This is a genomic window from Pseudorhodobacter sp., from assembly GCF_030452865.1.
GTDB lineage: Bacteria > Pseudomonadota > Alphaproteobacteria > Rhodobacterales > Rhodobacteraceae > Pseudorhodobacter.
Genome location: NZ_JAKDLJ010000088.1, coordinates 1 through 11,036 on the forward strand (window position 1 = coordinate 1; position 11,036 = coordinate 11,036).

Consider the following 11,036-nt stretch of genomic DNA (forward strand, 5'->3'; position numbering starts at 1 on the left):
TTGCCGTCCTGGTACATCCCAACCAGCGGAGCCGAAGATTTGCGCGGCGGGCCATAGCTGATCCATTCCGCAGCCTTCGCCAGCGGCTCTGTCCCGGTGGAGAAGGTGATAAACTTCAGCGCGTCTTCCAGATGCGGCGCGCCCTTCGGGATCACCCAGCCTTCAACATCATAGATCTGACCATCCCAGATGATCTTGAAATCTTTGCCTTCAGAAGCATTGGCGTTGAAAATCCGGCCATTATAGGCAACCGTCATCGCCACTTCACCATCTGCAAGCAGTTGCGGTGCCTGAGCGCCAGCATCCCACCAGACGATTTCAGATTTGATCGTGTCCAGTTTTTTGAACGCGCGATCAACGCCTTCTGGCGTTCTCAGCATCGCATAGACATCGGCTGCGGCAACGCCATCGGCTTCCAGCGCCATTTCCAACAGCACTTTGGCATTTTTACGCGCGCCGCGCTTGCCGGGGAATTTTGTCAGGTCAAAGAAATCGGCCATCGTCGACGGTGCAGCGCCTTCGGCATATTTTGCGCCATCATAGGCAACGATGGTTGCGAAAACGTCCGTCGCGACAAAGCAATCGGTCACGGTGCCGGGCAAAAAGTCATCCATCGCCGGGGTGCCATCGGGTGCAGGCGACAAGATCGAGGAGTCGATGTTTTCCAGCAAGCCTTCGTCGCAATAGCGTACCGCATCGGCAAATTCGACCGAGGCTATGTCAAAGGTGACATTACCCGCTTCAACCTGCGCTTTGATCGGGGTTGCCGGATTGTCGGTATCCACCGACACAACCTTGATCCCGGTCGCCTCGGTGAACGGCTTGTGATATGCCTCGACCTGACTTTTGGTATAGGCGCCGCCCCATCCCATGATGACGACCTCCTGCGCGACCGCCGGAAGCGCAAACGCCCCCAAAGCAGTCGTAAGAATGAGCAGTTTTTTCATAGCAGACTCTCCCGTGGTTAAAATTTGACTTGTTACGGATGAAGCGCGCGGGCATCGCCCGGCGCCCATCCGATCTTGATCCGCTCCCCCGGTCGCAGAACGGTCTGGCCTTGGGTGTTGCGGGATTTGATGACGAAATCGTCCTGCCCTGCCACACGCAACCGTGTGCGGAACAGATCGCCCATATAGATGAATTCCAGCACTTCCGCATCAATCAGATGCGCGCCGTCAGGCATCATTCCCGGCTTGAATTCTACCCGTTCGGGACGGATGGACACCAGCGTTTTTTGACCCTTTTCGGTGACATTGACCGCCGTGGCCGCTATCACCTCACCCGAGGAAAGCCGCACCGTGGCGCGGTCGCCGGAAATCGATTCGACCACGCCATCGAGTTTGTTGTTTTCGCCGATGAATTGCGCGACGAAGGCATTTTCCGGGCGTTCATATAGCTCATTCGGCGGGGCGAGTTGCTGGATACGGCCATCGTTGAACACCGCCACGCGGTCAGACATTGTAAGCGCCTCACCCTGATCATGGGTGACATAGACGACTGTGATGCCAAGTGATTCGTGCAAGTGTTTGATTTCGAACTGCATGTGTTCGCGCAACTGCTTGTCCAATGCGCCAAGCGGTTCATCCATCAGCACCAGTGAGGGATCAAAAACCAAAGCGCGGGCCAAGGCGATGCGCTGCTGCTGGCCTCCTGAAAGCTGCGCGGGGCGGCGATTGATGAAACTGTACATCTGCACCATGTCCAAAGCGTGCTTGATCTTGGCTTCCCGCTCATCCTTGCCCATGCCGCGCACTTCCAGCGGAAAGGACAGGTTTTCGCCAACCGTCATATGCGGAAACAGCGCGTAATTCTGGAACACCATGCCGATGCCGCGCTTATGCGGCGGGACGGAGTTGATCGGGCGACCGTCAAGACGGATATCGCCGTGAGTCGCGGTCTCAAACCCCGCGAGCATCATCAGACAGGTCGTCTTGCCCGAACCCGATGGGCCAAGCATCGTCAGAAACTCACCCTTGCCGATGGACAAGTTCAGATCCTTGACGACGAGCGTTTCGCCATCGTAACTTTTTTGTACATGATCAAATACGACGAAACCGCCGCTTTGGGCTGTCGTGGCCACCCGCTTCTCCCTATCGGTTCCGGCAGGTGAACCCCGCACTATCCTTGACACGACTTAAGCGGTTTGTCGCACAATATGCAACTCCCTGCCGCGCTGAAACCATATGCAATCTGTCGCAGGTAAGGTGCAACTGCGGTGTTGAAGAATAAAGCGCCGGGAGATCGGTGACGCGCATGGGCGCTGTCTGTGGCAAGACTGGTGCGGTCGGGGGGACTCGAACCCCCACTCCGGTTAAAGAACAGCGACCTCAACGCTGCGCGTCTACCAATTCCGCCACGACCGCACGATCCTGACTTGGCGGGTCATAACGAAGCGCGCATCCGACCTCAAGATCAATTTTGTATCGGGGCAGGGAAATCGCGACCGGTTGCCGGACATGAAAAAAGCCGCCGGGGCATGGACCACGGCGGCCATTGCAAGCTGGCGCGATCAAGGATTCGCAACCGCCCCCGGCACCGCGAAGCTCGGCAAGGCCGAGGCGGGGACCGGCGCGCCCGGAACGGTGGCACCGGGCAGGCTGCGTCCTGCCGAGGAATAGGCCGCAAGCCGAACCAAAGCCGGGCGATCCACCATCCCCGGTGCGAAGACTTGCGCTGCCCCGTTGCTGGTGGCGTCAAAGCCTTCATCGAACCATGGCAGCGACAGGTCACTGCGTTGCGCCGTGCCGATCCCCGAGGCAAGATGATGGCCCAACAGCTCTGCATAGGGCGCGTCACCAAGGGTCGTCAGGATCAGGGCGGACCCGATAGCAACATCCATGTTGTCCGTGACATATCCAACACCGAGGCAAATCTTGGCCGTTCCCGCAAGCTGGGCCGGGGCCATACCCGAAGTCAGCACAAAGGCAGAAACGTCTTTCAACACCTCATCGCGTGATTTCAGCGAAAGGCCGGCAACATGATCTTTCATCACCGGGCCGAAGCCTTCGCATTGCTGGGTGATCTGTTGCGGCGTGAAACCTGCAACTTTGGCGACCAACTCCTCGCTTTGTGCGATCGCATAGGTCCGTGCGAGGCAGAACTGCTCCGACAGTGCGAAGGCCGGGTCTTTCATCGTCACCTGCGTCACGAAGCCACCGTTGGAGTTGGTGACAAGCGATACCTTATTGCAATGGCTGGCAAGCGAGGTTTGCGCCGCCCCTTGCCCCATGAAGGAGGGCAAGGCGGTTCCCGCGGCAGACGCGCCAAATTGCGGCACGGCAGCGGCAACCGCACTCGTCCCCGCTGCCGCAAAGCCTGCTTGGGGCGCAGCGGGTTGCGGGGCGGCGGCGGCCATCTGCCCGCCGGGTGCCGCAACGCCCAACTTCTCATCGCGGTAGGCAAAGAGCAGCCCTTTGGTTCCGCGTGGATCGCTGGCAACCTGCTGCGCGGTCAACGCGCCACCCGCTTGCGCGCGGTAATAGGATTGAATCAGCAGTTCCTGCTCCCAACTGTTCAGATTGCCGGAGGGCGCAAACCCCAACATCGCCTGGTATTGAGAGATTGCAGCCCGCGATTTCGGACCCAAGGCGCCGTCGGGTGTGCCAACCGGAAAGCCGAAATAATTGAGCGCGACCTGAACCTCACGGGTTTCATTGCGCTGACTGGTGGAAACCCCGGAATAGGATTTCTTGGTGCTGCGCCTTGGTGCCGCCTTGCGATATCGGTGCTGATTTGCACCATTGACGATGGCCCCGCCAATGATCCCACCGATGATCCCGCCGACCAATCCATCGCCAGCGGAGGATTCCATCGGTGTGATGATCATGGCAGCGGCAATGCAACTGCTTGCAATATGTTTGAATTTCATTTGAAAACCCCGTTTTGAAATACCGGTCGACTCATTCTTCACAAAGCGTAGCATGCACCAGCGTTAACACTAGCTCTTTTTGCAGTTTCGCGGTTTTTGAGATCGAAGCAGAAAGGATATCGGGTGTCCGAATCGGAAGGCGGCGTTATGGCCGGTGTGGAATGGCGGGTTTTTGACGCCCCGGCCCCTTATGCCGAAACTCTTGCCGCGATGGAAGCGCGCGTAGCGCAGATTGGCGCTGGGGCTGCTTCGGAGGCGGTCTGGCTGCTGGAACATCCGCCGCTCTATACGGCAGGGACCAGCGCGCATCCGTCAGATCTGGTACAACCGGATCGTTTTCCTGTCCATATCGCCGGTCGCGGCGGGCAATACACCTATCACGGACCGGGCCAGCGTGTTGCCTATGTCATGCTCGATCTGAACAAACGCGGGCGCGATGTGCGCAAATTCGTTTGCGCGCTGGAAAACTGGATCATCGCGACCCTGGCGGAGTTCAATGTGACGGGCGAGCGGCGCGCCGGGCGCGTCGGTGTCTGGGTGGTGCGGCCCGACCGAAAGGGACCGGATGGCGAGGCGGCAGAGGATAAAATTGCCGCCATCGGGGTGAAACTGCGCAAATGGATCAGCTTTCATGGGATTTCGATCAATGTTGAGCCGGATCTGACGCATTTTGACGGAATCATTCCTTGCGGCATCGCCGATCACGGAGTCACCAGTCTTGTCGATCTTGGTCTGCCGGTGACAATGGCGGATCTGGATCTGGCTTTGCGCGCCACGTTCGAACAGATTTTCGCGTTGCCGAACGGCCCTGTTGACGCCTGCCCGAAAAACCCGCAAATATAATTCGTGTTTTTCGGCTTCTGGCCCCGTGGGGGTTTGAATGCCCGGAATATCTGCGGTATTCTGCCGATTACGAACAAGCGACCGCTTGCACACTGGGCGCATGCCAGCTTGCGTCTATCTGTACAGAGGTGGTTGCGAGGCCATGAACCACTGGCCCCACGACACGTCAAACCAAGCAACGAGGAAGACCAATGAAAATCAGCCTTATCGCCACCACCGCCATTTTGGCCCTCACATCGCCCGTTTTCGCCGGGGACGCCGCCAAGGGCGAAAACGAATTCAAGAAGTGCAAGGCCTGCCACGAAATCGTCGCGGACGACGGCACTGCGATTGTCAAAGGCGGCAAGACCGGACCGAATCTCTACGGGGTTGTCGGCCGTGCCGCGGGGACTGTCGAAGGTTTCAGCTATTCCGACGTGATGAAAGAGGCCGGTGAAAAAGGCCTGGTCTGGGATGAGGAAACGCTGGTCAAGTATCTGCCCGATCCTTCGGCCTTCCTTGAGGAGACTTCCGGCGATTCCGCCGGCAAATCCAAAATGACCTTCAAGCTGAAGAAGGGTGGCGACGATGTTGCCGCCTATCTCGCCTCGGTGGTGCCTGCGGCGAACTGACCCACCAAAACGTGACTTTGACGCCGCTTTTATTGATTTGCGTCAAAGTCACCGATTGCCGCCGCCCCTTTGTCACTCTAGAACGATGGCACAAGCGGCGGCGGGAATCCTTTTTCCGCACGCCAAAAAAGTCAACGCAAACGGGAGGCAGGCATGGCCGACGCAGCCATTCATGGCCACGAGCATGATCAACGCGGGTTCTTTACGCGGTGGTTCATGTCTACCAATCACAAAGACATCGGGATTCTTTATCTCTTTACCGGCGGGCTTGTCGGCCTGATCTCGGTGATGTTCACCGTCTATATGCGGATGGAACTGATGCATCCCGGTGTTCAGTATATGTGCCTTGAAGGCGCAAGGCTGACCGCCGCAGGTGCGGGCGAGGTGTGTACACCCAACGGTCACATCTGGAACGTCTTTATCACTGCGCATGGCATCCTGATGATGTTTTTCGTGGTCATTCCTGCCCTGTTCGGCGGTTTTGGCAACTATTTCATGCCGTTGCACATCGGCGCGCCGGATATGGCTTTTCCGCGCATGAACAACCTCAGCTACTGGATGTATGTTGCGGGTGTGTCGCTCGCGATTGCTTCGCTGCTGGTTCCGGGCGGTGAAGGGCAGAATGGCGCGGGCGTCGGCTGGGTGCTTTACCCGCCGCTGACCACCCAGAACAAGGATGTCTACTCGATGGACCTTGCGATTTTCGCGGTCCACTTGTCGGGGGCGTCGTCGATCCTGGGCGCGATCAACATGATCACCACTTTCCTGAACATGCGCGCACCGGGCATGACCCTGCATAAAGTGCCGCTGTTTGCCTGGTCGATTTTTGTGACGGCCTGGATGATCCTGCTGGCACTGCCGGTTCTGGCGGGTGCGATCACCATGCTGCTGACCGACCGCAACTTCGGGACCACATTCTTCGACCCGGCTGGCGGTGGTGATCCGATCCTCTATCAGCACATCCTGTGGTTCTTTGGCCATCCGGAAGTCTATATCATCATCATCCCCGGCTTCGGCATCATCAGCCACGTCATCGCAACCTTCTCTCGCAAGCCGATATTTGGCTATCTGCCGATGGTTTACGCGATGGTCGCCATCGGTGTTCTGGGCTTCATTGTCTGGGCGCATCATATGTACACAGTGGGCATGTCGCTGACGCAGCAAAGCTATTTCATGCTGGCGACGATGGTGATCGCGGTTCCGACCGGGATCAAGGTGTTCTCATGGATCGCAACCATGTGGGGCGGTTCCATCGACATGAAAACGCCAATGTATTGGGCCTTTGGCTTCCTGTTCCTGTTCACCGTCGGTGGCGTGACCGGGATCGTGCTGGCGCAGGCTGGCATCGACCGTGCCTACCATGACACCTATTACGTCGTGGCACACTTTCACTATGTGATGAGCCTTGGGGCAGTCTTCGCGATCTTTGCCGGGATTTACTACTGGTTCGGCAAGATGTCGGGGCGGCACTATCCCGAATGGGCGGGAAAGCTGCATTTCTGGATGATGTTCATTGGCGCGAACGTGACGTTCTTCCCGCAGCACTTCCTTGGCCGTCAAGGCATGCCGCGCCGGTATATCGACTACCCGGAGGCTTTCGCTTACTGGAACTGGTGGTCGAGCATGGGCGCCTTCCTGTCCTTCGCCTCGTTCCTGTTCTTCATCGGCATCATGATCTACAGCCTGCGCTACGGCAAGCGCGTGACCGAGAACAACTACTGGAACGAATACGCCGACACGCTGGAATGGTCCCTGCCCTGCCCACCGCCCGAACACACGTTCGAGCAACTGCCCAAGCAGTCCGATTGGGACAAACCGCACACGCATTGATCCCGGCGTTGGGATAAAGGAAAAGGCTCCGGTGCAAACCGGGGCCTTTTTTTTTCGTGGGCGGGTTCGAATTAGGCCCAAGCATATTTCTATATTTCGCATTTATCTCTTGCTTAAAGGCTGGCATCTTTCGGGCGTGACACACAGAAAAGCTCAGCGATCAGATGCTTCAAGCATTGCCGCAATCTCGATTGAGGTATGGGTTGGCACCTACCAAAAACGGGGCGTCAGTGCCGCCTTTGCAGACTATGTGTTGGGCGAGTTCACCACTGCGAATACCGAAAGGCTCATATGTGACCCCAGCCAGTTCATTCTTGTTTCTGAAAACGAAGAAGGTATTGACGGTTTCATACGCATATCATCCGAAAGTAAGGCACCGGTAGGTGGCTGCTCTGAAATAGAAATATCAACGTTCTATGTCCAGCCACGCCACCACGGCAAAGGTATCGGGAAGGGCTTGTTACATGCGGCGCTACAGCATTTGCATGGACAAGGGGTCGCGTCTGTTTGGCTTACAACCAATGCAGAAAACTCTCCTGCGATCGCATTCTATCTGACAAATGGCTTTGAAAAGATTGGGGAAACCCATTTTCGTATTGGAAATGGGGCTTATCTGAACAACGTATATTCATTTCGTTTCGAGTAACCCCACCCATATTCAATCAATCGCGGAAAAGTTCAAACTGCGGACCTTGGGCCACACATGCAGAAGCACTGTAAAGTTGCTGTCTTCATCGTGGACACACCCGCCAGATGCTGTAAGCCAAACAAAATCGTCTACGGGCGTAACACACAGATGAGTCCCTGATGCTAACAGGTTTATCCTTTCTCTTCGTCGGTGCAGTGCTGTCGCTTAACGGCATCTGGATGCTCGGCCGCATTGGTGAGCGGGAGATCGCGGTGATCAACGGCGTTGTTGCCGCGATCACCATCGCGGTCGCATCCGCCTTGGCTTTCGGGCAAGAAGCAACGCTGGAAAGCGTGAAGGCCGCAGCACTCACGCTGCTGTTCAGCACGACCTATCTATGGGTCGCAATCAATCGCATCGCGGGTTTTGACGGGCGCGGCCTTGGATGGTTCAGCCTGTTTGTCGCCATCACCGTCACACCTGTTGCATGGGAAGCTTGGACAGCGGCGCAAACCCCTTTCGCGCATTGGATTGCGCTGTGCTGGGCGGCTTGGGCAGTGTTGTGGTTCCTCTATTTCCTTCTCCTCGCCCTTGCGTGTCCGATCCTGCGCGCTACCGCTTGGTTCACCCTGTTCTGTGGCGTGTTCACGGCTTGGCTGCCCGGTTGGCTGATGCTGAACGGCTGGGGCTGATTTCTACCCTTTTCCGCCCGCGTTCGACGCCCTATCCTGCCCGCATGCCCTATGAATGGACTCAGACCCAAGGTGCCAAGGCGCTGCATCTGTGGCCCTACCGGTCCCTGCCCCGGCGTGGCTTTGTCGGCTTCATTGCTGGCACTGCCCTGCTGATCGCCGTGCCGCTGATGACCGTGCTGGGCTCGCCGGTGCTTTGGGGCCTGTTGCCGTTTCTGATCGCGGCGGTCGCGGGGCTTTACTGGGCGATCCAGCGCAATTACCGCGATGGTGAAATCATCGAGGAATTGACCTTTCACCCCGACCACCTGCACCTGATACGCCACGGCCCGCAGGGCAAACGCCAGGAATGGCAGGCGAACCCGCATTGGGTCAGGGTTGAACTCCACGTCAAGGATGGCCCAGTGCCGAACTACCTGATCCTGAAAGGCGGCAAACGGGACGTGGAAATTGGCGCATTTCTGGCCGAGGAGGAACGCTTGCGCCTCGTCCCGGAATTGCGTGTCGCGCTGCAAGATCACAACACGACGCGTCACCAGCCCTGAAACCGGTCTTGCACGCCCGCAACAAGCCGACGCAAACTGCGGTAAACCATGGCCAATGCCTTAATTGGGCCACAAACTGTTGCGATTTCGTAAACAATCTATCTGTGTTTCGCTGTGGGCTTCACCAGCTCACCTTGCCCGCCGCTGAGGATATGCTGCTGTGCCGAACTACACCCTTTCTTATGTCTATCAACTCTCCGACTTTCTGACGACGGGTGGCAATGTGGCACCGCCGCAGGAAAAAGGCGCCGACGCGCAGGGAACCCCACCGTTCTCCCTCACACTGTCGGGTGGTGCAGGCCCACAGCGCCTGCACCTGTCGGACGATGATCCCAATTTCAACGAAGTTGGCGACAAGTTTCAGTTGTTGACAGCCCCGATCACGATTGATGGTGTTACTTATGCCATCGGAACATCCGTGATCATCAACTATGTGATCACCACCAATTCGGGATTTTCCGGCTATTCCATCACCCTTGGCGAAGGCAATACCGCGAACAATACCACGACAGCCTTCATCACCAACACGCCGATGACGCCGGGGTTGCAATATGTTTTCACCAGTGAGGCGAATATCGGCAATGGCTCTGTCCCTTATGCGCAGCTTGCGTGTTTCACTCCCGGTACGATGATCGCGACGCCCGCAGGCGAAGCAAGGATCGAGGATCTGCGCCCCGGTGATCTGGTCGAAACCCGTGACAACGGCCCGCAGGTGCTGCGCTGGATCGGCCAGAAGATGGTGGCGGGGATCGGCGCAATGGCCCAGATCCATATTGCGCAAGGCGTTTTGGGCGCGACGCGCGATCTGATCGTCTCCCCCAATCACCGCGTCGTGGTAGAGGGGTATCTTCCCGAACTGCTGACGGGAGAGCTGGAAATGTTCGTCGCGGCGAAACATCTGACCAATGGGCGCACGATCAAGCGCAAGGCGTGCGGCTGGGTCACCTATATCCATCTGTTGTTCGACCGGCATGAGGTGCTTCGGTCAAATGGGGTCGCTTCCGAGAGTTTCTATCTTGGCGCGCAGGCTGAACGCTGCAACGACCCCGATCAGGCCGCCGAACTCAAAGCACTTTTTCCGGCTTTTTTTGCCGATAACGCGGCAAGACAGCCTTGCCTCCTGGCGCGGCCAGAAGCGCGTCGGATCGAAGGGAGGTTGATCGCGGCAGCACTGTAATCTGCCGCCCGCGCCGTTCTTTCAGACCAGCATATCCTTGACTCGCGGCCCGACCGCGCCAAAATCCATCTGCCCGGTGTATTTGCCTTTCAGCACCGCCATGACCTTGCCCATATCACGGATGGAACTTGCGCCGGCGTCGGCAATCGCGGCCGCAATCGCAGCATCGGCTTCGTCCTCCGAAAGTTGGCGCGGCAGAAATTCCTCGATCACCTTGATTTCATTCAATTCCTTTTCGGCGAGTTCCAGCCGAGCGCCCTCCTCATAGATGCGCGCGCTTTCCTGACGTTGTTTGACCATCTTCGACAGAATTGCGGTGATCTCGGTATCCGAAACCCCGCCCTCGCCGCCTTCACCGCGCTGCGCGATATCACGATCCTTGATCGCAGCATTGATCAGGCGCAGGGTCGACAAGCGCTCAACCTCGCGTGCGCGCATCGCATCTTTCATGGCCAGTTGCAGGCGGTCACGCAAAGTCATTTGATTGTCTTTCCTGGTGGTTTCGGCAAAATCGGACCATAGCGCGAAGCACCGAGAGAGGCAACCGAAGTGCAAACGCATAACCTGTTGGAATGGCAAGAAAAGCCATTTCAGCCCTTGACTTGACCCTTGGCGTCATGCCTCGTAATGTCCGCCAAATCCGGCCAGAGAGAGTCGTCCCATGCCGCAGCCCACATCCGCAACCGCCAAACCCACCGCCTGTCTTGCCTTGGCAGATGGCACGCTGTTTTATGGTCATGGTTTTGGTGCCACCGGGCAGACGGTGGCCGAACTGGTGTTCAACACCGCAATGACCGGCTACCAGGAGATCATGACAGACCCCTCCTATGCCGGGCAGGTTG

At 57.5% G+C, this 11,036-nt stretch carries 12 protein-coding genes and 1 tRNA gene; 8 read left to right on the forward strand and 5 right to left on the reverse strand.

Features of this window, described 5'->3' with window-relative positions; all coding sequences use genetic code 11:
• The 4 genes from L0H65_RS07350 to L0H65_RS07365 form a co-directional block, all read right to left on the reverse strand.
• The coding region (locus L0H65_RS07350; protein WP_301458187.1) for an ABC transporter substrate-binding protein at nt 1–947 on the reverse strand (947 nt) is incomplete at its 3' end.
• Nucleotides 948–979: 32 nt separating this feature from the next.
• Complete coding sequence (locus L0H65_RS07355) at nt 980–2,080, reverse strand: ABC transporter ATP-binding protein (protein WP_301458189.1); 1,101 nt, start codon at nt 2,078–2,080, stop codon at nt 980–982.
• A gap of 196 nt (nt 2,081–2,276) precedes the next feature.
• Nucleotides 2,277–2,363, reverse strand: a tRNA-Leu gene (locus L0H65_RS07360).
• A 146-nt stretch (nt 2,364–2,509) separates the two neighbouring features.
• A complete protein-coding gene (locus L0H65_RS07365; protein ID WP_301458190.1) occupies nt 2,510–3,868 on the reverse strand; it encodes a peptidoglycan-binding domain-containing protein in 1,359 nt (452 codons plus the stop codon).
• A gap of 147 nt (nt 3,869–4,015) precedes the next feature.
• Here L0H65_RS07365 and lipB point away from each other — a divergent pair, with 147 nt between their 5' ends.
• The 7 genes from lipB to L0H65_RS07400 all read left to right on the forward strand — a co-directional run bounded on the left by lipB (nt 4,016) and on the right by L0H65_RS07400 (nt 10,194).
• Nucleotides 4,016–4,711 (forward strand): lipoyl(octanoyl) transferase LipB, encoded by a 696-nt coding sequence (lipB, locus tag L0H65_RS07370; protein ID WP_301458198.1) that lies wholly within the window; start codon nt 4,016–4,018, stop codon nt 4,709–4,711.
• 191 nt (nt 4,712–4,902) lie between these two features.
• On the forward strand, nt 4,903–5,322 hold the full coding sequence (locus L0H65_RS07375; RefSeq protein WP_301458191.1) for a cytochrome c family protein: 420 nt from the start codon (nt 4,903–4,905) through the stop codon (nt 5,320–5,322).
• Nucleotides 5,323–5,475: 153 nt separating this feature from the next.
• Nucleotides 5,476–7,152 carry a cytochrome c oxidase subunit I gene (ctaD, locus tag L0H65_RS07380; RefSeq protein WP_301458192.1) on the forward strand — a complete coding sequence of 559 codons (1,677 nt, stop codon included), beginning with the start codon at nt 5,476–5,478 and terminating at the stop codon, nt 7,150–7,152.
• Between the two features lie 31 nt (nt 7,153–7,183).
• On the forward strand, nt 7,184–7,798 hold the full coding sequence (locus L0H65_RS07385) for an N-acetyltransferase family protein (RefSeq protein WP_367651980.1): 615 nt from the start codon (nt 7,184–7,186) through the stop codon (nt 7,796–7,798).
• Nucleotides 7,799–7,959: 161 nt separating this feature from the next.
• Entirely contained in the window at nt 7,960–8,472 is a 513-nt protein-coding gene (locus tag L0H65_RS07390; protein WP_301458194.1) for an AmiS/UreI family transporter, read from the forward strand.
• Between the two features lie 44 nt (nt 8,473–8,516).
• Nucleotides 8,517–9,017, forward strand: a complete 501-nt coding sequence (locus L0H65_RS07395; RefSeq protein ID WP_301458202.1) for a DUF2244 domain-containing protein — start codon at nt 8,517–8,519, stop codon at nt 9,015–9,017.
• 160 nt (nt 9,018–9,177) lie between these two features.
• A complete protein-coding gene (locus L0H65_RS07400) occupies nt 9,178–10,194 on the forward strand; it encodes a Hint domain-containing protein (protein WP_301458195.1) in 1,017 nt (338 codons plus the stop codon).
• Nucleotides 10,195–10,215: 21 nt separating this feature from the next.
• On the opposite strand, the gene L0H65_RS07405 is transcribed toward L0H65_RS07400, so the two are convergent.
• Nucleotides 10,216–10,674, reverse strand: a complete 459-nt coding sequence (locus tag L0H65_RS07405; RefSeq protein ID WP_301458196.1) for a GatB/YqeY domain-containing protein — start codon at nt 10,672–10,674, stop codon at nt 10,216–10,218.
• A 181-nt stretch (nt 10,675–10,855) separates the two neighbouring features.
• On the opposite strand from L0H65_RS07405, the gene L0H65_RS07410 reads away from it, so the two are divergent.
• Nucleotides 10,856–11,036, forward strand: a 181-nt coding sequence (locus tag L0H65_RS07410; RefSeq protein WP_301458197.1) for a carbamoyl-phosphate synthase domain-containing protein, incomplete at its 3' end; no start/stop codon positions are given.

Excerpts from the sequence above, each read along its gene's own strand:
- L0H65_RS07390 (WP_301458194.1), top strand. The coding sequence starts at position 7,960 with ATGCTAACAGGTTTATCCTTTCTCTTCGTCGGTGCAGTGCTGTCGCTT.
- L0H65_RS07365 (WP_301458190.1), bottom strand. The coding sequence starts at position 3,868 with ATGAAATTCAAACATATTGCAAGCAGTTGCATTGCCGCTGCCATGATC.
- lipB (WP_301458198.1), top strand. The coding sequence starts at position 4,016 with ATGGCCGGTGTGGAATGGCGGGTTTTTGACGCCCCGGCCCCTTATGCC.
- L0H65_RS07395 (WP_301458202.1), top strand. The coding sequence starts at position 8,517 with ATGCCCTATGAATGGACTCAGACCCAAGGTGCCAAGGCGCTGCATCTG.
- L0H65_RS07375 (WP_301458191.1), top strand. The coding sequence starts at position 4,903 with ATGAAAATCAGCCTTATCGCCACCACCGCCATTTTGGCCCTCACATCG.
- ctaD (WP_301458192.1), top strand. The coding sequence starts at position 5,476 with ATGGCCGACGCAGCCATTCATGGCCACGAGCATGATCAACGCGGGTTC.
- L0H65_RS07405 (WP_301458196.1), bottom strand. The coding sequence starts at position 10,674 with ATGACTTTGCGTGACCGCCTGCAACTGGCCATGAAAGATGCGATGCGC.